The organism is Pseudomonas sp. TE36184, from assembly GCF_054060055.1.
On sequence record NZ_JBSSCU010000001.1, the window covers coordinates 1,120,756 to 1,141,469 of the forward strand.

Sequence of the window (20,714 nt, forward strand, 5' to 3'; positions counted from 1 at the left end):
GTCAGGCTTCCCCTGCTTGCGGCACCCACTGTTGCTGGGGAATCGGCAACTGGCAGGAGTCGCCACGGCCCATCGGGAAGTACTGGAAGCCTTTGCGCGCCAGGCGCTCGCCGTCGTACAGGTTGCGCCCATCGAAGATCACCGGAGTGTTCAGGCGTTGGTGGATCAGGTCGAAGTCCGGTGCCTTGAACTGCTGCCATTCCGTGCAGATGATCAGCGCATCGGCGCCGCTCAGGGTGGATTCCGGAGTGCCCATCAGCATCAGCCGTGGGTCGTCGCCGTAGATCCGCAGGGTTTCCTGCATGGCTTCCGGGTCAAACGCGCGCACATTGGCGCCGGCTGCCCACAGCGCTTCCATCAACACGCGGCTCGGGGCATCGCGCATGTCGTCGGTGTTGGGCTTGAAGGCCAGGCCCCACAGGGCGAAGGTCTTGCCGCGCAGGTCGCCCTTGAAGAAGGCGTTGATGCGCTCAAACAGCTTGCTCTTCTGGCGCTGGTTGATCGCTTCGACGGCTTCGAGCAGGTCGCTCGAGCAATGGGCCTGCTTGGCGCTGTGGATCAGCGCGCGCATGTCCTTGGGGAAGCACGAGCCGCCGTAGCCGCAGCCTGGGTAGATGAAGTGATAGCCGATGCGCGAGTCGGCGCCGATGCCCAGGCGTATCGCTTCGATGTCCGCCCCCAGGTGTTCGGCCAGTTCGGCGATCTGGTTGATGAAGCTGATCTTGGTGGCCAGCATGCAGTTGGCGGCGTACTTGGTCAGTTCGGCGCTGCGCAGGTCCATGAAGATGATGCGATCGTGGTTGCGGTTGAAGGGCGCGTACAGGTCGCGCATGACTTCGCGCACTTCTTCACGCTCGCAGCCGATGATGATGCGGTCCGGGCGACGGCAGTCGGCAACCGCCGAACCTTCCTTGAGGAATTCCGGGTTGGAGACGATATCGAACTCCAGGTGCCGGCCGGTCCCGTGCAGGGCCTTTTCGATATGGGCGCGCAAGGTGTCGCCGGTGCCGACGGGTACAGTGGATTTTTCCACGAGGATCACCGGCTCAACGCGATGGCGGGCAACTGCATCGCCGACCGACAGCACGTATTTCAAGTCCGCCGAACCGTCTTCATCCGACGGCGTACCTACCGCGATAAACAGCACTTCGCCATGTTCGACGGCGAGCTTTTCATCGAAGGTGAAGCTCAGTCGTCCGCTTTCAAGGTTCTCCTTGACCATCGCCGCCAACCCTGGCTCGAAAATGCTCACATGGCCCTGCTGCAATTGCCTGACCTTGTGTTGATCAACGTCCATGCAGATGACATCGTGACCGACTTCGGCCAATACAGTGGCCTGTACCAGACCGACGTAACCACTACCAAATACACTGATTTTCATGGGGCATTCCTGGGGCTTGCTGTGCTAGCACGACGAGAGTTAATAACCAGTACACCGAGGATGACCAAGGCCACCCCCAGGGTTTTTGAAAGCGAAAAATGTTCGTTGAACACCGGCAGGCTGGCGGCCAACAGGTAGACCAGCGCGTAGCTGATGCTGAGCAGCGAATAGGCGCGGCCCAGGGGCAAATCTTTGAGCGCACAGAGCCAGCACAGCATCGACAGCGCATAAGCGAGGATTGCCAGGCTCACCACGCCGAGGGCGCACAGGTCGATGGTGTTGCTGCTGAATGCGCCGAGCCATTCGTCCGGCAGGGGCAGGCGCGTCATGCTCCAGCGCATCCCCAACTGGGCGGCGCTGACCAGGCCGACACTGCCCAGGGCGAAGGCAAACCCGCGAGCCCGGCTCATACCTGGCGCCCCAGCAGCACGACGCCGGCAATCACCAGCGCCACGCCCAGCCAATGCCGAGTGTCGATGTGCTCCTTGAATACGAAGCGCGCCATTAACGTGACCAAGACGAAATTGAGGCTGAGCATCGGGTAGGCAATCCCGACTTCGAGGCGCTGCAGCACCAGCAACCAGACCAACAGGCCAAAACCCAGGCACAACAGCGCGGCCCACAACCAGGCTGAGCGCAGTTTCAGGGCCCAACCGTCAGGCTGGTCGCGCCAGCTTTCCACGGCGAACTTCTGAGCGACCTGGCCCATGCAAGTGAGCAGGCAGGCGGCCAATAACAGGAACAGGGTGATCATGGCGCAACCTGCGGGAAAATCAGGATCACGATATTGCCTTGCTCATAGCGCTTGCCATCCGGGGGCAGCAGGTTCACTTCGGCGATCTCCTCGTCACCCTTGACGCGCATCACCACGCCCACAGAGCCTTGCCGGCGGGCCTCGTTCATCCATTGCTGGACCTGGGTCATGTCGACCTTGCGCTGGGCGGCGTCCGGGTAGGCGAGGCCGTATTTCACTTCGCCGATGGTGTTATAGAGGGTGATGTCGGTGCGTTGCAGGCGCCAGGCCAAGGCCGATGCCGCGCCGAGGTCATTGCTGAGCAGGGCGGATGTCGGTTGCAGTTCCTGCAGGTGGTCGATGATGAATTGATCCGGCGTCTTGTTGTACACCACCGAATGGGGCAGTGCGGCCGGGGCCAATGCCAACAGCAACCAGCTGCCCAGCGCCGGTGCGGCCCACAGTTTCAGTGGGCGTGCAACCTGCAACAGGTTGGCGATGATCCAGCCGAACAGGCCGGTGAATACCAGCACCAGGCTGAGGGTTTCCTGGCCGTGTTCGTACAGCGGTTTTTTCAGTTGGAACCACGTCAGCGCGAGCAAGGCCACGACACCGAGGATCAGGTTCAGCCAGCCGTTGATGCGCAAGGCACGGTCACGGGCCTGGGCCAGTTTGTCGGTGAGCGCGTTCCCCATGAGCAACGCCAGCGGCAGCAGGCACGGCATGATGTAGGACGGCAGCTTGCCTTTGGCCAGGCTGAACAGTGCCAGCGGCATCAGCAGCCACAACAGCAGGAATGCGGTGCCGGGCGCGCGCTTCTGCTGCCAGGCCTGCTTGACGGTGGACGGCAACAGCGCCAGCCACGGCAGGCTGAATGCGACCAGCAGCGGCAGGTAGTACCAGAATGGCTCGGCGTGCTGCGCGTCTGCGCCGGCAAAGCGTTGGATATGCTCATGCCAAAAGAAGAAGTTCCAGAAATCCGGCTCCTGGCTCTGCACCGCAAGCGCCCAGGGCAGGCTGATGACAATCGCCACGGCGACGGCGACCAGGCCGTAACCGAGCAGCTCGCGCAAGCGCTTCTGCCAGATCGCGTAGGGCAGGGCGATCAGCACCGGCAGCAGCCAGGCGAGGAAGCCTTTGGTCATGAAACCCATGCCACAGGCAACCCCAAGCAGCGCCCAGGACCCGACGCGACCGTTGCGGGTGGTGCTGTCGAAGCAAAACCACAGCGCCACGCCGGTCAGGTTGACCCAGAAGGTGAACTGCGGGTCCAGGTTGGCATAACCGCCCAGCGCCACGACGCTGAAAAAGCTCATGTACAGCACTGTGCTGACCAGGCTCTTGTGCGGGTCATTCCACAACCGGCGCGACACCCAGTACACCAGCAGAATGCTGAGCCCGGTGCTCAAGGCCGACGCAAAGCGCACGCCGAACAGGTTTTGCCCGAAGATCGCCTGGCCCAGCGCGATCATCCAGTAACCGGCAGCCGGTTTTTCGAAATAACGAATGCCCATGAAATGCGGCGACGCCCATTTGCCGGTCAGCAGCATTTCCTGGCTGATCTGCGCATAGCGGGTTTCATCCGGAATCCACAGGCCATGGGTGGCCAGGGGTAACAGATAAAATGCGCCGAATGCCAACAGCAGCAGGGGCAGCGCCCAACGGCGGATCATGCCTGCTGCACTCCGAGCCAACCCTCACGGCCGCTCAGGGCGCCGCGCACCAGTTGTTGCTGGGGCAGGGTGGAGACGTCCGCCGGGAGCAGATCGCCCAGCGGTTTGAAATGGATGCCGCGCTGCCCTGCCTGGGCGAGCAACTGGCGAAAATCGTTGGCCATCAGAATCCCTTCTACTTCTGCGTGGATCGTGTAGACGTTCAGCTTCGACTCTGCGAAGCGGTCGAGAATGAACCCGTTGAAATCCTTGGCAGCCACCACCGGCCCGACGACTTCGTCGAAGGTCGGCAGGTCTACCGGAATCTGTGGGGTGCCCGCGCTGCCATCGGCCAGGGTCGGACGAAACAGACTGGTGCCCCGGCAATCGCTGTTGTAGCGAAAGTTGAAGGCTTGCTTGGCTTGCACCACGCGTTCATCGGCGCGCCAACCGGCGGCCGCTGAACAGTCGATACGTTCACCGAGGATTTCGCTCAAGGTGTCCACACCGCGTCGGACCTGCTCGATCAACTGTGCGTCGCTCCAACGTCCGGCGTTGGCCTGCCAGCCATGGTGATCCCAGGCGTGCAGGCCGACTTCATGCCCGGCGGCCTTGGCCTGGCGCATCAAGTGCCCCAGGTCGCGGCCGATCGGCTTGCCCGGCCAGGCGGTGCCGGCGAGCAAGATATCCCAGCCATACAGGCCGGCGGCGTTGGAACGCAGCATCTTCCACAGAAATTGCGGGCGGATCAGGCGCCACAAGTGGCGCCCCATATTGTCCGGCCCGACACTGAAGAAGAACGTTGCTTTTACCCCGGCTTCATCCAGGGACTCGAGCAACCGTGGCACGCCTTCGCGGGTGCCGCGGTAGGTGTCGACATCAATGCGAAGACCTGCCTGCATCAGCGCTTGTCCGAGATTTCGAGCATGGCTTCACGCAGGAAGAAATCCAGGGTGTTGCCGATGGTTTCGCTCATCTCCACGGTCGGCTCCCAGTTCAGCAGGCGCTTGGCGTTTTCGATGCTTGGTTTGCGGTGGGCCACGTCCTGGTAACCGGTGCCGTAGAACGCCTTGCTTTCCACGTCGCGGAAACCGGCGAACGGCGGGAAGTTGCTGCGCAGCGGGTGAGCTTCGAACTGACGCAGCAGTTCTTCGCCCAACTGGCGGATGCTTGCTTCGTTTTCCGGGTTGCCAATGTTGATGATCTGGCCGTTGCACGCATCGTTGTCGTTATCGATGATGCGCGCCAGGGCTTCGATGCCGTCGGCGATGTCGGTGAAGCAGCGTTTCTGCTCGCCACCGTCGAACAGGCGGATCGGCGTACCTTCCACCAGGTTCAGGATCAACTGGGTGATCGCACGGGAGCTGCCGATACGTGCCGAGTCCAGGCGGTCCAGACGCGGGCCCATCCAGTTGAATGGACGGAACAGGGTGAACTTCAGGCCCTTGGCGCCGTAGGCCCAGATCACGCGGTCCAGCAGTTGCTTGGAGACCGAGTAGATCCAGCGTTGCTTGTTGACCGGGCCGACCACCAGGTTGGAGGTGTCTTCGTCGAAGTACTGGTCCTGGCACATGCCATAGACTTCAGAAGTCGACGGGAAGATCACGCGCTTGTTGTACTTGACGCAGTAGCGCACCAGCTTGAGGTTCTCTTCGAAGTCCAGCTCGAACACGCGCAGCGGGTTGCGGGTATATTCGATCGGGGTGGCGATGGCCACCAGCGGCAGGACCACGTCGCACTTCTTGATGTGGTACTCGATCCACTCGGTGTGGATGCTGATATCGCCTTCCACGTAATGGAAGTTCGGGTGGCTGCGCAGGCGCTCGATGGCGTCGGAGCCGATGTCCAGGCCGTAGACTTCGTAACGGTCGTCACGCAGCAGGCGTTCGGACAGGTGGTTACCGATAAAGCCGTTCACGCCCAGGATCAGCACACGGGTGCGACGTGGCTTGCGGCCGGACTCGGCGCCGCGCAGGACGGAACCGTCTACCAGGCCCAATTCGTTGGCCAGGGACGGGCCGGTCAGGTACAGACCGTTGTCGTTGCGCTGACCGAACTTGATCACCAGCGAGTCTTCACCGCACGCGATGCGCAGCGGGTTGACGCTGATCACGCGGCCAGGCGCCAGGCCTTCGTTGCCCTGGACCACTTCGGCTTGCCACACGATCAGCTTGTGCTCGCCCACGGCGCAGAAAGCGCCCGGGTACGGTTGCGTCACGGCGCGTACCAGGTTGAACAGTTCTTCAGCCGGTTTTTGCCATTCCAACTTGCCATCCGCTGGAGTGCGGCGGCCGAAATAAGTGGCCTTGCTTTCGTCCTGGGCGGTTTCCGCCAGTTTGCCCGCGGCCAGTTGCGGCAAGGCGTCGCGCAGCAGGCTGCTGGCGGCGTCACGCAGTTTGGCGTGCAGGGTCAGGCCGGTGTCAGAACGCTCGATCGCGACTTTCTGCTGGGCCAGGATCGCGCCGGCATCGGCACGCTTGACCATGCGGTGCAGGGTCACGCCGGTTTCGGTTTCGCCCTTGACCAGCACCCAGTTGGCGGGCGCGCGGCCACGGTATTTCGGCAGCAGCGAGCCGTGCAGGTTGAACGCGCCTTTGCGGGCGGTGGCCAGCAGGGGTTCGCTCAGCAGGTTGCGGTAGTAGAAGGAGAAGATGAAATCCGGGTTGAGCTTGGCGATGCGCTCGATCCACAGCGGGTGGTTGGCGTCTTCCGGTGCATGCACCGGGATGCCTTTGCGGGCGCACAGTTGCGCGACGGAACCGTAGAAATTGTTTTCCTTGGGGTCATCGGCATGGGTGAACACGGCAGCAATGTCGTAACCGGCAGTCAGCAGGGCTTCAATGCCAGCACAGCCAATATCGTGGTAAGCGAAGACAACAGCTTTTGAATTCATGACGAAACCTGATCGGAAGGGGAAGTAGTGGTGGTATGGGAGGACACCATGCCGTCAACGACGACCACGGGTGCCGGTGCTGCCGGTTGGTTGCGCAGCACTTTTTCAATAAAGAACCGAGGGCGGGCGCGCACATCGCTGTACATGCGGCCCAGGTATTCACCCAAGAGGCCCATGCCGATGAACTGGCCGCCGGTGAACACGAACAGCACCGCGAACAGCACGAACGTACCGCCGCCGGCCCATTGGGCGCCGAAGGCCAGGCGCAGGACGATCAGCGCAACGGCGAACAGCACGCCCAGGCCCGCCAGGCTGAAGCCGACGATGGACAGCAGGCGCAGCGGGGTGGTGGTCATGCAGGTCAGCAGGTCGAACATCAGGCTGATCAGGCGCATGGCGCTGTATTTGGATTCGCCGTGTTCGCGCTCAGCATGGTGTACGAGGATTTCAGTCGTGTGACGGGCAAAACCGTTGGCCAGGATCGGAATAAACGTGCTGCGTTCGCGGCAGGAGAGCATGGCGTCGACGATGGTGCGGCGGTACGCGCGCAGCATGCAGCCGTAGTCACTCATGGCAACGCCGGTCGAACGCTGCACGGCCAGGTTGATCAGGCGCGACGGCCAGCGGCGGAAGGCCGAGTCCTGGCGGTTGTTGCGCACGGTGGCAACCACGTCGTAGCCCAGCGCGGCTTGTTCCACCAGGCGCGGGATTTCTTCCGGCGGGTTCTGCAGGTCGGCGTCGAGGGTAATCACCACATCGCCCCGGCACTGCTCGAAACCGGCCATGATTGCCGCATGCTGACCATAGTTGCGATTGAGGATCACCGCGACCACATTGCTGCCGTCTTCGGCGGCGGCGTCTTCGAGCAATTGGGCGGATTTGTCGCGGCTACCGTCATCCACCAGGATGATTTCGTATTCGTAGGCCAGTTGCTTGCAGGCTGCCGTCGTGCGACGCAGCAATTCAGGCAGGCTTTCTTGTTCGTTGTAGACCGGGATGACGATCGACACACAATGAATAGGGTAGGGTTTCAAAGATTCATGACCTCGGGGTTTGAGCAACTTGGAGCGTAAAGACAACAGTCACTGGCCGAAAAGGCGGGTGTCTGGTTGAACCTGCTGTGGAGTTGGTGTGTTCATCCGACCATCCTGATGGGTTATTGAGATCTTCCATGTGCCGCCGAGAGTAAAGATCAAAAATTACAAAGATAAAGACGAATCAACAAGTTACTCGGCACAGTGCGGTTCGTTCTCAAGTCCTGCGGCCAAGATTAAGCGTAAAAATGTTCAACGAATATGAAAGCCGTATGAAAAACTCGTTTATTTGACAGGTAGACAGCTAGGGTTCAGCTACACAACTAAGGCACTGAGGGCGTTGTTTATTTAGCGTAATAGGAACGTTTTACATGGCGCCGGGCTCCACTGAGTAGGCGCGGATCTGCGTGGTGCGTGGCGGCAGTGTCTGCTACGTGTGTTTATTGAAGAATCTTCTCTGCATTGCGCCTCAAGTGCCGGTAAAGTAAGCCATCTCTTGCCAGGGTACTCGGATGAATAGCGTGCAGCGTTTAGGCGGCCAATGGCGGCCGGTGTTGATGGGATTGTTGATGAGCGCAGCCTGCGTCACCACCGCATGCGCCGATGACGCAGTGGCGCTGACCACGGTGGTCCAACTGCCGGAAGGGGTTGAAGTGCGCGGCAAGGAAGTTGCCGCCTACACCTGGGACGACCGCCAGGGCAAGAACCTGCTGGTGTTGGCCGAGCAAATCAGCGAACGCGAGGATGACGGCACCCAGTCGGCGTTTGTCTACGCGGCCCAGTATCTGATCGACGGTGACCGCCCCAAGCGCATGTGGATGCTCTACGACGACGTGCAGCACTGTGAATTCGATGCCGCGCTGCGCTTCGACATGGCGGCGACCAAAGTCACCGACCTTGCCGGCGACGGCACCACCCAGGCTACGGTGGGTTACACGCGCACCTGCACCAGTGATGTCAGCCCTAATGAATTCAAACTGATCATGCATGTCGGCAAGGCGCAGAAGTACCGCCTGCGCGGGGTCGACCGGGTCGGCGCCGCCTGGTGGGACGAAGAGGCCGGGGCACTGCGTGGCATGCCGCTGCCCAGGGATTGCAGCGTTGCCGGGCAACAAGCGTTGGTCAGCCAGTACAAGGAGCAGGGCACCGAGTTGCCTTTGCCGGGTTGCTACAGCGACGAGAAAGACTTTGCCAAGGCGCCGGAGGCCTACCTGACGTTCATGCGTCAGCACTGGTTCGCGCTGATGCAGAAACAGGATGCTGAATGGGGCCAGGCGCAGACCCCCTCCCAGGAGCCGACCGAGGACGAAGAGACCGCCCCGTGATTTGGCGCCAGGGCCGATCGTGCGTTAGACTCGGCCGTCGCCAATTCAATAAATACCTAGAATAAACAATTGGTTACTCGAGGTATTTAATCCAAAGGCTGATCTACCTTGACTGAGTCTATCCGCAACCCTCTGACCCTCTACCTCACCCGCCTGGCGCCCTCCAGCCAACTGACCATGCGTTACGTGCTGCAGGATGCCGCCGACCGCCTGGGCTTCGAGGACATCAACCTTGAGGAGATCGACTGGCACCTGCTGCAACCCGAACAGGTGATCGCGCTGGTTGCGGCCTTGCGCGAGGACGGCTACGCGCCCAATACCTCATCGCTGTATGTCAACGCTGTGCGCGGGGTCATGAACGAAGCCTGGCGCATGAGCCTGATCAGCCAGGAACACCTGCTGAAAATCCGCACGGTCAAGGCTGCGCCCGGTACACGCCTGAGCCAGGGGCGCAATCTGCGTCGCACGTTGATCCGCGAAATGATGGATGTGTGCGCTGCCGATCCGCGCCCCCAGGGCCTGCGCGATGCTGCAGTGATCGGCATCTTGTATGGCTCAGGCATGCGCAAGTCGGAGTCGGTCAACCTCGACCTGGCGCAGATCAACTTTGGCGAGCGCAGCCTGCGCGTGATCGGCAAGGGCAACAAGGAACTGATCAAGTACGCGCCGGGCTGGGCCTTTGCCAAATTACAGGCCTGGCTCGAATTCCGGCGCGAACAGCTCAAGGAAGGCGAGCCAGACGATGCGTTCCTGTTCAACCGCATTCGCCGGGGCAGCCACATCACCCGCGAACGCATCACCAAGCATGCGATTTACTACATCGCCCGCCAGCGCGGTCAGCAAGTCGGGGTGACGATCATGCCCCATGATTTCCGGCGGTCTTTCATCACGCGGGTGATCGAGGAACATGATCTGTCGATTGCACAAAAACTTGCGCACCACACCAATATCCAGACCACCGCCAGCTATGACATGCGCGACGACAATGAGCGCCGGCGCGCGGTGGATCGGTTTGACCTGTAGCCGCCGGCGAGCGCGGTCGCCGCGTTCCATCCTCGGGCATGGCTCAGGAGGAAGGCGGAGCGCCGGGCAGCAAGTGCGCCGGTAAACGGCGCAAGGTCCACAACGTGGTGAACATTGCCGCGACCGCACACAGGGCGATGCCAATCAACATCGGCGCCGGGGTGTGATCGGCGAAGATTCCCACCAGGGTCATGGAGACCGCGGCCGTGATCATCTGGATCGCGCCGAGCAGTGCCGACGCGGAACCCGCCACCGCGCCATGATCCTCCAGGGACAACACACCGGCCGCCGGTAACAGCAAACCGAGAAAGCCGAAACCGATAAACAGCAGTGTCATCATCAAGGCCAGGTGACTGCCCCACAGCGTGGTGGCGGCCAACACCGCCATGACCGCCGCCACGCCCACCACCGACCAGCGAATCAGCGGTGCCAGCCCGAAGCGTGCGCTCAGGCGGGCGGTGAGTTGACTCATGGCAAAAAATGACGCCGCGTTCAGCGCAAAGCAAAGGCTGAATTGGGTCGGGGTCAACCCGAAGTGCTCGATGTATACGAACGGCGCGCTGCCGATAAACACAAAGAACGTTGCCAGGCCGAACCCGCACACCACCGATAAACCGATGAACACCGGGTCGCGCAACAACGCCCCATAACTGCTGAATGCATGCCCCAGGGTCTTGCCCAGTCTGCGCTCGGCGGGGTGGGTTTCAGGCAATTGCACGATGGTCATGCCCAGGCACAACACGGCCACCACCGCCAGCACGGCAAACACCTCGCGCCAACTCCAGAGCGCAATCACCAGGCTACCGGCCAATGGCGCGAGGATCGGCGACACACTCATCACCAACATCAGCAAAGCCATCAGGCGTGCCGCTTCATGGCCGGTATACAGGTCACGCACAATCGCCCGCGGAATCACCATCCCCGCGCATGCGCCGAACGCCTGCACGGCGCGAAAACCAATCAGCACTTCGATGCTTGGCGCCAGGGCGCAGCCGATACTGCCCACGGCGAAGATCACCAACCCGGCATAGATCGGCGGCTTGCGCCCGAACACATCACTGATCGGGCCATAAAACAGCTGGCAGACGCCGATGATCATGAAGAACACCGTGAGGCTCATCTGCACCGCTGCCGGCGAGGCCTGCAGGCTGGCGCCCAGGGTCGGCAGCGCCGGCAGGTAGATATCGATGGCAAAGGGGCCGACGGCCGTGATCAGACCTAGCAGCAAAGCAAGGCGGGCGATACGTTTAGGCATGGGCAGTTCCGGGTGAAGCAAAGGTCGGTCAGCTTAAAGAACCGCCCCCGCGCAAACAAGGCGGGGAAGGCTTTGAGTTTATCTGCGCAGATCTGCGCAATTGAGCTTCAATAACAGGGAGCCTATGCCGATAACAGTATCAGTGACGCTCTAGCGGTTGGGTTCCCAACCGGCTGTCCAGGCTACGGGGATGACCAGCATGACGATCAAATTACGCTTGTGGCTATTGATTGCGACCGGGTTGCTCACCGCTTTGATCATGAGCCTGGCCGGTTACCTGGGAAACGTCCGGATGGCCGATGCCGTGCAGGATAACGAGATCAGCATGACGGTGCTGCGCAACCACATGGAAGCCGACATGATGCACGACGCCCTGCGCGCCGATGTGTTGTCGGCGATGTTGGTCGGGTTGGGTAAAAGCACCAGCACCAAGGCCGAGGTCGGCAACTCGCTCAAGGAGCATGCCGAGCACTTTCGCCAGGTGCTGGAGGACAACCTCAAGCTGCCGCTGGGCGACACGCTCAAGACCAGCCTGGAAAAAATCAAACCCAGCCTGGATACCTATATCAGCGCCGCTGAACGCATTGTGGCACTCGCGCTGGACAACCCGGAGGCCGCTCGCGGCGAACTGGAGACCTTCAATACAGCCTTCAGCCAGTTGGAAGGTCAGATGGCGAGCCTCAGCGAGCTGATCGAAAACAATACGCAGCAAACCAGCATCGGCACCCGACAAACCATCAGCAACGCCAACTTCACCTTGGGCGTGGTGTTGATTGCGAGCCTGCTGCTGCTCCTGGCGCAGGGCCGCTGGGTTACCCGGAGCATCATGGGGCCGTTGCAGGCCGCGAGCCGCATCGCCGACAGCATCGCCCGTGGCAATTTGAGCGAACCGATTGTCGAGCCCCAGCGCAAGGACGAGGCCAGCGCGCTGATACGCAGCCTCGGCACCATGCAGCGGGACCTGCGCGGCATGATCGAAGTGGTGCGCAGCAATGCCCATGGCGTCAATGGCATGAGCGAGCAACTGAGCCAGGGTTGCCATGAGGTGGCGGGCAGCAGTCAGCAGCAAAGTAGCGCCGCCAGCACCATGGCGGCGGCGGCCAGTGAAATGACCGCCAGTATCGAGGAAATCACCCAACATGCGGCGCGCGCACTGAACATGGCCAACCACGCGGAAGCCTTGGCCAAGGACGGCGGTCGGGTGATCCACCAAGTGGTCAGTGACATGGCCGGCATTGCCCGTTCGGCGCAGCAGTCGGCTCACGTCATCCGCACGCTGGACAAGGAGTCCGAGGCAATCTTCAGCATTATCCAGGTCATCAAGGGCATTGCCGATCAAACCAATCTGCTGGCCCTGAATGCCGCGATCGAAGCCGCCCGCGCCGGTGAACAGGGGCGCGGTTTTGCGGTAGTCGCCGATGAAGTGCGCAGCCTGGCCGGACGCACCAGCGCCTCGACCCAGGAAATTGCCAGCATGGTCGGCCGTATCCAGCAAAACACCCGCGAAGCGGTGACCAGCATGGAGGAGGGCGTCACACAAGTGGACAAAGGCATGGCCGTGACCGCCGAAGTCGAGCGCGCCATCCGCGAGATTCTCCAGGCCACCCTCAACACCACCGAGTTGGTCAACGACATCTCCCGCACCATCAGCGAGCAAAGCCTGGCCAGTAACGAAATTGCCCATCAAGTGGAGATGATTGCCAGCATGTCGCAGCGCAACAGCCAGGTGATCGGCACGACGGCCTCGACGACGGACGAGTTGTCTGCGTTGGCGGGGAAATTGTCGCAGTCGGTGGATCGATTTCGGCTCTGAGCATCACCGCTGATTTAGACAACTCGACTCAATCCTAACGCCAGCAGCCATCGGCAATTCGTGATGGCTGAGGGATGAGGTTTGGCTGTTTGGTAGGCTGGCGGCTAGGGATATACGATCGTGACAGTCGTCATGGCAGCATTGAATCGGTGCTGTCTCGTTACTCAATCAAAGACTCTTTGTAAGGTTGCCTAGCATCTCTTTTGCGGTAGAGACAACTTTGGAGTTCATTTCATAGGCTCGTTGAGTGGTGATCATGTTGACCATCTCTTCAACGGTACTCACGTTTGAGGTTTCCAAGGTGCTCTGCAATGTTGTGCCGATACCATTGACTCCTGGAGTGCCTACTTGAGGAGCCCCGCTGGCGGCGGTTTCCAGAAAGAGGTTGGCGCCTTGTGCTTGCAAGCCTGCCGGATTAATGAAATCGGCTATCTGCAGATTGCCAATCACCTGCGAGGCAGGGCTGCCGGCGACAGCGATCGATACAGTCCCGTCCTGGCCCACGGTGAATGTCTGGGCGTTGTTGGGGACAACGATCGCCGGTTCCAGGGCGAACCCATTCGCGGTGACGATCTGACCGTTTGCATTTAAGTGGAACGTGCCGTCCCTCGTGTAGGAAAGGCTGCCATCGGGTTGCAGTATCTGGAAAAAACCACGGCCGTTCAGCGCCAGGTCCAGAGGTTGACCGGTCGTTTGCAGGCTGCCGGCAGAGAAGTTTTTCTGGGTGCCGACGACATGCACCCCGGTGCCTAGTTGCAGGCCAGAGGGCAGTGCACTGTTCTGGGTTGACTGTGCGCCTGGCTGTCGTTTGATCTGATAGACAAGGTCTTGAAACTCGGCGCGATCACGTTTGAAGCCGGTAGTCGAGACGTTCGCCAGGTTGTTGGAAATAGTGGTCAGGTTAGTGTCCTGGGCAGAAAGCCCGGTTTTTGCGACATACAGTGCAGGCAGCATCCAAATCTCCTTGGCGGCGGTGGTGCGGGGTCAGGATCTATCGGGTGGAGCAAACAATGGACTTCCGACCGCGCCTCACGTCATCTGGAGTAACGTCTTGTTGATGGTGCTCTCGGTCGAAATCGTCTTGGCGTTTGCCTGGTAGTTGCTCTGGGCCTTGATCAGGTTCACCAGCTCGGTGGTCAGGTTAACGTTGGAGTTCTCCAGAGCATTGGCGACGATCGATCCCAGTGTTCCGGCCTGAGGGACGTCATAACCCGGCTGGCCAGAAGCGAAGGTTTCCTTCCAGGCAGTGCCACCCGCCGGCTGCAGGCCTTGCTCGTTGTTGAAACTGGCCAGCGACAGCTGGCCGATCGCTTTACTTTGTTGGTTGCTGAACGTGGCGAACATCACACCGCTACCGTCGATTTTCAGGCCGGTAATTTGCCCCGTCGCGTAACCATCGGTGATCGGCGGGTTGCGATAGCTGGCAGAGTTGTACTGTGTGATGTTGCCCATGTTGATCGCAACGCCACCCGGGTTGGCGGCAGCGCCGTTATCTTTCCATGCGCCATTGACCAGCGCGCCCGGCTTCCAGTCGGTAATCGTCAGGGTGGTCTTGGACGTGGTGGAGGGCGGTACTGTAATAGTCGAAAGGGTGCCCGACGTATCAAATGTCAACAGTGAGCCGCTGGGCGCGACACCGGCGGGGCCACTGATCGCCGTGCCGTCTGGATTGCGTCCATCGATCAGCGTGTAAGACATCCATTTATTGGCGTCCGTCTTCACCATGTACTGCACCATAGCGTGCGAGTTGCCTTGGGTGTCGTACAAGGTCGTGCTGTATTGGGTCGTGAAGCTGCTGGTGTCGGTTGGGTCGAACGGCTTGATGGCTTGGTTGATCGCCGGCGCAGACGCGTTCAGGTTGCTGGTGGAGTCCACCTTGCTGGAAGCCTTTGGCGGCAAGTTCGATAGGTTCAGCCGCAGGTCGGTCAACCCGCCCTTGATGATCTTGCCGTCGGCGTCTGCGGCGTAGCCTTGCAGGCGAGAGGTGCCCGTATTGTTGGTGATGTAGCCATCTTTGTCTGCGCTGAAGGCACCGTTACGGGTGTACTGCAGAGAGCCGTCGCTGCCTTTCTGCACAAAAAAACCACCGCCTTGGATCGCCATATCCAGTGTGCCGCCACTGCCGTTGACATCGCCTTGAGTGAACTGCTGGGACACAGCGGACAGGTTCACACCATTACCGATGGCGTTACGTCCAGTACCCAGCTTGGCAGCCGCATAGATATCAGCAAATTCTGCACGGGATGATTTGAAACCGGTGGTGGCGACGTTGGCGATGTTATTGCCAGTGACATCCAACTGTTTGTTGGCCGCAAACAGCCCGCTGAGCCCAATATTAAAAGACATAGCCACTCCTTATTTTGCCATTCGGTTTGAATTTGAAGCAGGGGGCTGATCTGGCCGGGATTGAAGCATGGGGTTGCTGAGACACCCTTGGAGTATCTTTTTCAGGCCGTCAGTTAGTCATCCAAGCGCCCACCGCTTAATCGGCGATGACATTAGAGATGCTGATTGTGCGCAAAGAATGTCGGGTTTTATGGGAGGAACCATGGAGGAATGATGGAGGCGTCAGATTTCTTGTGGGAGGCATAACTTAAACGGTGATCTGATGACCGACGTTACAAGGTACATTGTGTTCGCACTCTTCCAAGGACAGACAATGCTTATCGTATTCAGCGGCCTTCCGGGCACTGGAAAAACCACTATCGCCAAGGCCCTCGTCGCTACGACAGGCGCCCTCTACCTGCGGATCGATACGATCGAACAAGCGATTCGAAACTCCGGTGCTCTTGCGCAAGACGTGGGACGCAGTGGCTACATGGTCGCGAATGAACTTGCCCTGAGTAATCTTAGTCTAGGCCGTATGGTCATCGTTGATTGCGTAAATCCAGTCGTCGAAAGCCGAATGGCGTGGAACGAAGCCGCCTCGAAAGCGGGTGTTCGGTTGGTAAATATTGAAGTGATTTGCTCGGATAAAAACGAACATCGGCGCCGGATAGAAACGAGGCTGGGTGATATTCCCGGGTTGATTCCACCAACCTGGCAATCTGTGTTGGATCACGAATATGAAGCGTGGGCCGAAGCGCCGTTTTGCATAGACACCGCGCTGACTTCGCCGGAGCAAGCAGTATCGATGCTCACCGAAGGCTTATTGCCCAGTGAGTAGTGGCGGCTAATGGGCGCTTAGTCTGCGGTGAGGGCAGGGGAGTTTGCGCACTTGCCTGCGGCGCGGCGCGAGCAACCGCTGTTTTCGCTAGCGAAAACGCTCGGCAGCGGGGTCAGCCAACAGCTCGTTCACCAGGTTGAATACAGTGTTCTTCACCGGACTGTCCAGATCAACCCAGGCCAGGCCGGTCGTTGCCCGGTAATCGCCCAACTCCAGGGGCTTGGACATCACGTTGGCGGGCAGGGCACGCCCGGCACGAGCCGGCAGTAACCCGACGCCGAGCCCGGCGGAAACCAGCGCGAGCATGGTGGTGAACTCGCCGAGTTCCGATGCTATTTCCAGCTGCGCGCCGTGGGTGCTCACGGCATGCATTAGGCCATCGTAAAATCCTGGTGCATAGCGTCTGCCGAGGACGAAAACGGGTACGTTTGCCAGCGCTGTGGGGTGCAGCGTGCCGCACACAGCCAGAGGATGATCGCCGTGCAAAGCCACTATGAAGGTCTCCCGTAGCACTTCCAGGGTTTGAATCCCCGGGGCCACGGCCGGCAAACGCATCAAGCCGAAATCGAGCTGGCCATTTTTCAGCGCCGCTGTCTGATCCGGGCCCGGCATGTCCTTGAGTTCCAGTTCAATCCGCGGGAATCGTTGATGCAGTGAGCGGATCAAGGTGGGCAGCAATTCGGGTAATACCGAGGAGACGAAACCTAAACGCACGCGACCTATTTCACCGCGCCCTGACGCCCTGGCCACGTCCGCTGCATGGGCCGCTTGATGCAAGGTCGCGCGCGCCTCCGGTAGGAAAATCAGTCCCACTTCGGTCAAAGCGACCGAGTGCCGACTGCGCTCGAACAGGCGCACCCCCAGTTCTTCCTCGAGCAACTTGATCTGCATGCTCAGCGCCGGTTGAACGATCGACAGTTGCTGCGCGGCTCGACCGAAGTGAAGCTCCTGAGCCAAGGTCACAAATGCTCTCAAATGTTTGATTTCCATCTGAATACTCCGAGCTTTCAGGGGCTGTTTCGCGCTTATCATGAATTTTGATCACGATATCATTAATGACGATTGGACGTGACCGCTGGGCTGCGATGAAGTGACGGCAAGGCCAAAAAACATAAATGGCCATTTGTGGAGAACAGCATGTCATTCAATACCAGGAGCTTCCAGCTTAACGGGCGCAGGGCCCTGATCACCGGTTCGGGCAAAGGCATCGGGCTTGAACTAGCCAGGGGCTTGGGAGCTGCGGGCGCCACTGTGGTGATCAATGATCGTAATAGTGACAGAGCGCAACTCATCGCAAGTCAATTGCGTGACGAGGGTGTAAGCACAGAGATCGCGGTGTTTGATGTCACCGATCAGGCTCAGGTTTTCGAAGTGATCAATAGCTTTGAGGCGCAGACCGGAGCCATCGATATCCTGGTGAACAATGCCGGCATTCAGCGGCGGGCACCGCTGGAAGATTTTGCCGCGAACGATTGGCACGAATTGATGCGGGTCAATCTAGACGGCGTCTTCCATGTGTCCCAGGCAGTCGCCCGGCACATGATTGCCCGGCGTCGCGGCAAGATCATCAATATCTGCTCGGTTCAGAGCGAATTGGCCCGGCCGACGATCGCTCCTTATGCGGCGTCGAAAGGTGCCGTGAAGATGCTCACCAAGGGCATGTGCGCCGAATGGGCGTGCCACGGTATTCAGGCCAATGGGTTGGCACCTGGCTATTTCGCGACGCAGATGAACCAGGCGCTGGTAGACAATCCGGAATTTTCCCAATGGCTGTGCAAACGCACGCCTGCGGGCCGTTGGGGGCGCGTCGAGGAGTTGCGTGGTGCCGCCGTATTTCTCGCATCCGCTGCCTCGGACTTCATCAATGGCCAAACGATCTTCGTCGACGGAGGCCTGACAAGCGTCGTTTGAATGTTACTCCCGCCGCAAACAACAACAATAACAGGGGACATCCATGAGCAACCTCAAAGAGCAGGTAGTGTCGCTGGTCGATATTGCCGGGCAGGCTACCGACGAAAATCGTCAACACGTCAAAACCAAAAGCTTCGCACCCAAGCGTTGGCGGTATCTGATTCCGCTAATTTTCATTACCTACAGCCTCGCGTATCTGGATCGCGCCAATTATGGCTTTGCCAGTGCTGCGGGCATCGAGCAGGACCTGGGTATCACCAAAAGCATGTCCTCGTTGATCGGGGCCCTGTTCTTTCTGGGCTACTTTTTCTTTCAGGTTCCGGGCGCTATCTACGCGCAGAAATACAGTGTGCGCAAATTGGTGTTCTGGAGCCTGATCTTGTGGGGCATCTGCGCGATGGCCACGGGGCTGGTGACCAATATTCCGATGTTGATGGTGATCAGGGTGTCGCTGGGCATCGTCGAGGCCGCAGTGATGCCCGCCATGCTGATTTTCATCAGTAACTGGTTCACCCGCAAGGAACGCTCGCGTGCCAATACGTTTCTGGTTCTCGGCAATCCGGTCACCGTACTTTGGATGTCGGTGGTCTCGGGCTATTTGATTCACGCGTGGGGCTGGCGCGAGATGTTCGTGATTGAAGGCGCGCCAGCAGTGTTGTGGGCGTTCATCTGGTGGCGGCTGGCGCGGGACAAGCCCGAGCAGGTCGAGTGGCTGACTCAGCAGGAAAAAAACCAGCTGGCCGCGACACTGGCAGACGAACAGAAAGGCATGAAGGTGGTGCGTAATTACCGCCAGGCGTTTACCAGCCCGGTGGTGATCCAACTGTGCTGCGTCCACGCGCTGTGGAGCGTCGGGGTCTACGGATTCATCATGTGGCTGCCGACGATCATCAAACAGGCCGCGGCTACGGATATTGTCACGGTAGGCTGGTTGAGCGCTGTGCCTTATGTCGCGGCCGTGGCCGCCATGCTTGCGGTGTCTTGGATGTCAGATAAATCCCAGCAGCGTAAACATTTTGTCTGGCCGCTTCTGGCGCTGGGTGCGCTGGCATTTTTCTGCTCCTACTTGCTTGGCCCGAGCCATTTCTGGTTGTCGTTTGCTTTGCTGAGCATCGCCGGGGCGGCTTTGTACGCGCCTTACGGACCATTTTTTGCGCTGATCCCGGAAATTCTGCCCTCCAATGTTTTCGGTGGCGCAATTGGTTTGATCAACGCTTGCGGGGCATTAGGTGCCTTTGTGGGCTCATGGATTGTCGGCTACCTGATCGGCCTTACCGGCAACCCCGGAGCGGCCTATATTTTCATGACCGTCGGCGTACTGTCCTCGGCGTTGCTCATGGCTTGGGTGAAGGTGCGGCGATGAGACACAAAATTGACTGCGCGGTTGTCAGCGATCCTGGCAATGCGTCAGTAGCCGTTGTGGTGATCCGCGATCAGTGCCGCCCTCAAAATCCTTGAGCAGGGCAGCGGTGTGGCTCAAGCGTTGATGGACAAGATTTGCGGGGGGGCAGGGGAGACAACGGTGAGGATTTCCGAGTCGAACTGACGCAGATTGGCTACGGCTTGGCCCCGCCATTCGTCAGCAAAATGTTTTGACCCTTATTGACAGCCAAGCGGTATGGGGAAATACTCACCTCTATATTCATATATATGACTAGATAACAAGGTGAATAAAGTCGATGAATGCTCTTTCCAGTGATGTTCGCCTGCCGCTTTACCAACGCCTGCGTGACCATTTGGCTGAACAGATCGCCAACAATCGCTGGCGTCCGGGGGAAGCGATTCCCACCGAAGCTGCGCTTTCAGCGGAATACCAACTGTCTACTGGCACCGTGCGCAAAGCGGTCGATGCATTGGTCAGTGAAGGTATCCTGGAACGTCAGCAAGGTCGAGGCACTTTCATTCGCCGGCCTCAGTTCCAATCTTCGCTGTTCCGATTCTTCCGTTTTCAAACCGCTGCCGGCGAGCGCCGGGTGCCAGAGAGTCGCATCCTGTCGATCGAACCGGTGACCGCGCCCTCGGCGGTGGCCCAGGCGTTGGGGCTGCCACTCGACGCGCCGGTGATCCGCATTGTTCGTGTGCGTCTGCTCGATGTTCAGCCGGTGCTCGCCGAAGAAATCTGGTTGCCCCGCAACCGCTTTCAGCCGCTGCTGGAGATCGACCTGAGTAGCAAAGGGCCGCTGTTGTATCCGATCTATGAAGAGGTCTGCGGTCAGGTCGTCGCCTCGGCCGAAGAAACGCTGACCGCTGAATCGGTGAATGACGTGCACGCGCGATTGCTGCAAGTCCCGGTCAACAGCCCGGTGGTGGTGATCGAGAGGCTGGCGCGTGATTACGCCGGCACACCGCTGGAGTGGCGTCGTTCTCGCGGGCATGCCGAGCACTTCCGTTACCGCGTGGATATTCGCTGACCCGTGCCTGGGTAGCGTTTCGTTCAGCGGCGAGTCGGTCGCCGCTGGTTTGATCGTTTTGTCTGTTCTGACTGGCCTCGTAGCGGCGCGGTTCGCTCTCGGCTGCCTCACGTTCCA

18 protein-coding genes and 1 pseudogene are annotated in these 20,714 nt (G+C 59.8%); 8 read left to right on the forward strand and 11 right to left on the reverse strand.

Annotation, left to right across the window (positions count from 1 at the left end; genetic code table 11):
- Window position 1 precedes the first annotated feature (1 nt).
- Genes ACVWZP_RS05040 through arnC form a run of 7 tightly spaced genes read right to left on the reverse strand, consistent with a single transcriptional unit; the run spans window position 2 to window position 7,693 of the window.
- Window positions 2-1,381 (reverse strand): UDP-glucose dehydrogenase family protein, encoded by a 1,380-nt coding sequence (locus ACVWZP_RS05040; protein WP_046383496.1) that lies wholly within the window; start codon window positions 1,379-1,381, stop codon window positions 2-4.
- Window positions 1,378-1,791 carry a 4-amino-4-deoxy-L-arabinose-phosphoundecaprenol flippase subunit ArnF gene (arnF, locus tag ACVWZP_RS05045; RefSeq protein WP_457369453.1) on the reverse strand — a complete coding sequence of 138 codons (414 nt, stop codon included), beginning with the start codon at window positions 1,789-1,791 and terminating at the stop codon, window positions 1,378-1,380. Before arnF ends, ACVWZP_RS05040 begins: the two co-directional genes overlap by 4 nt.
- Window positions 1,788-2,135 carry a 4-amino-4-deoxy-L-arabinose-phosphoundecaprenol flippase subunit ArnE gene (arnE, locus tag ACVWZP_RS05050; protein WP_017846250.1) on the reverse strand — a complete coding sequence of 116 codons (348 nt, stop codon included), beginning with the start codon at window positions 2,133-2,135 and terminating at the stop codon, window positions 1,788-1,790. The genes arnF and arnE overlap by 4 nt, the downstream gene beginning before the upstream one ends.
- On the reverse strand, window positions 2,132-3,787 hold the full coding sequence (arnT, locus tag ACVWZP_RS05055) for a lipid IV(A) 4-amino-4-deoxy-L-arabinosyltransferase (protein ID WP_126585236.1): 1,656 nt from the start codon (window positions 3,785-3,787) through the stop codon (window positions 2,132-2,134). Before arnT ends, arnE begins: the two co-directional genes overlap by 4 nt.
- A complete protein-coding gene (gene arnD, locus ACVWZP_RS05060; protein ID WP_301556181.1) occupies window positions 3,784-4,668 on the reverse strand; it encodes a 4-deoxy-4-formamido-L-arabinose-phosphoundecaprenol deformylase in 885 nt (294 codons plus the stop codon). The genes arnT and arnD overlap by 4 nt, the downstream gene beginning before the upstream one ends.
- A complete protein-coding gene (gene arnA / locus ACVWZP_RS05065) occupies window positions 4,668-6,659 on the reverse strand; it encodes a bifunctional UDP-4-amino-4-deoxy-L-arabinose formyltransferase/UDP-glucuronic acid oxidase ArnA (protein ID WP_232565612.1) in 1,992 nt (663 codons plus the stop codon). Before arnA ends, arnD begins: the two co-directional genes overlap by 1 nt.
- Entirely contained in the window at window positions 6,656-7,693 is a 1,038-nt protein-coding gene (gene arnC / locus ACVWZP_RS05070; RefSeq protein ID WP_457369454.1) for an undecaprenyl-phosphate 4-deoxy-4-formamido-L-arabinose transferase, read from the reverse strand. Before arnC ends, arnA begins: the two co-directional genes overlap by 4 nt.
- Window positions 7,694-8,205: 512 nt before the next feature.
- Between arnC and ACVWZP_RS05075 the strand changes: the two genes are divergently transcribed.
- Both ACVWZP_RS05075 and ACVWZP_RS05080 read left to right on the forward strand, forming a co-directional pair.
- Window positions 8,206-9,018, forward strand: a complete 813-nt coding sequence (locus tag ACVWZP_RS05075; RefSeq protein WP_079443863.1) for a M949_RS01915 family surface polysaccharide biosynthesis protein — start codon at window positions 8,206-8,208, stop codon at window positions 9,016-9,018.
- A gap of 108 nt (window positions 9,019-9,126) precedes the next feature.
- Window positions 9,127-10,041, forward strand: a complete 915-nt coding sequence (locus tag ACVWZP_RS05080) for a site-specific integrase (RefSeq protein WP_017846244.1) — start codon at window positions 9,127-9,129, stop codon at window positions 10,039-10,041.
- Between the two features lie 43 nt (window positions 10,042-10,084).
- On the opposite strand, the gene ACVWZP_RS05085 is transcribed toward ACVWZP_RS05080, so the two are convergent.
- Window positions 10,085-11,296: a multidrug effflux MFS transporter gene (locus ACVWZP_RS05085; RefSeq protein WP_457369455.1), complete on the reverse strand. Its 1,212-nt coding sequence runs from the start codon at window positions 11,294-11,296 to the stop codon at window positions 10,085-10,087.
- 199 nt (window positions 11,297-11,495) lie between these two features.
- Here ACVWZP_RS05085 and ACVWZP_RS05090 point away from each other — a divergent pair.
- Window positions 11,496-12,251 (forward strand): annotated as a pseudogene (locus ACVWZP_RS05090) (MCP four helix bundle domain-containing protein); the annotation flags it as partial.
- Window positions 12,252-12,383: 132 nt separating this feature from the next.
- Window positions 12,384-13,109, forward strand: coding sequence for a methyl-accepting chemotaxis protein (locus tag ACVWZP_RS05095; RefSeq protein ID WP_457370386.1), 726 nt, complete (start codon window positions 12,384-12,386; stop codon window positions 13,107-13,109).
- A gap of 168 nt (window positions 13,110-13,277) precedes the next feature.
- Here ACVWZP_RS05095 and flgG read toward each other — a convergent pair whose 3' ends face one another.
- Window positions 13,278-14,063 carry a flagellar basal-body rod protein FlgG gene (gene flgG, locus ACVWZP_RS05100; protein ID WP_301556183.1) on the reverse strand — a complete coding sequence of 262 codons (786 nt, stop codon included), beginning with the start codon at window positions 14,061-14,063 and terminating at the stop codon, window positions 13,278-13,280.
- Between the two features lie 75 nt (window positions 14,064-14,138).
- Window positions 14,139-15,455, reverse strand: a complete 1,317-nt coding sequence (flgE, locus tag ACVWZP_RS05105) for a flagellar hook protein FlgE (RefSeq protein WP_411220276.1) — start codon at window positions 15,453-15,455, stop codon at window positions 14,139-14,141.
- Between the two features lie 313 nt (window positions 15,456-15,768).
- Between flgE and ACVWZP_RS05110 the strand changes: the two genes are divergently transcribed.
- Window positions 15,769-16,275 (forward strand): AAA family ATPase, encoded by a 507-nt coding sequence (locus ACVWZP_RS05110; RefSeq protein WP_169864626.1) that lies wholly within the window; start codon window positions 15,769-15,771, stop codon window positions 16,273-16,275.
- A gap of 87 nt (window positions 16,276-16,362) precedes the next feature.
- On the opposite strand, the gene ACVWZP_RS05115 is transcribed toward ACVWZP_RS05110, so the two are convergent.
- Window positions 16,363-17,265 (reverse strand): LysR family transcriptional regulator, encoded by a 903-nt coding sequence (locus ACVWZP_RS05115; protein WP_046383487.1) that lies wholly within the window; start codon window positions 17,263-17,265, stop codon window positions 16,363-16,365.
- Between the two features lie 147 nt (window positions 17,266-17,412).
- Here ACVWZP_RS05115 and ACVWZP_RS05120 point away from each other — a divergent pair, with 147 nt between their 5' ends.
- The 3 genes from ACVWZP_RS05120 to ACVWZP_RS05130 all read left to right on the forward strand — a co-directional run bounded on the left by ACVWZP_RS05120 (window position 17,413) and on the right by ACVWZP_RS05130 (window position 20,597).
- Window positions 17,413-18,186 (forward strand): SDR family NAD(P)-dependent oxidoreductase, encoded by a 774-nt coding sequence (locus ACVWZP_RS05120; RefSeq protein WP_457369456.1) that lies wholly within the window; start codon window positions 17,413-17,415, stop codon window positions 18,184-18,186.
- Window positions 18,187-18,229: 43 nt separating this feature from the next.
- Complete coding sequence (locus ACVWZP_RS05125) at window positions 18,230-19,549, forward strand: MFS transporter (RefSeq protein ID WP_457369457.1); 1,320 nt, start codon at window positions 18,230-18,232, stop codon at window positions 19,547-19,549.
- 316 nt (window positions 19,550-19,865) lie between these two features.
- Entirely contained in the window at window positions 19,866-20,597 is a 732-nt protein-coding gene (locus ACVWZP_RS05130; protein WP_079443860.1) for a GntR family transcriptional regulator, read from the forward strand.
- Window positions 20,598-20,714 lie beyond the last annotated feature (117 nt).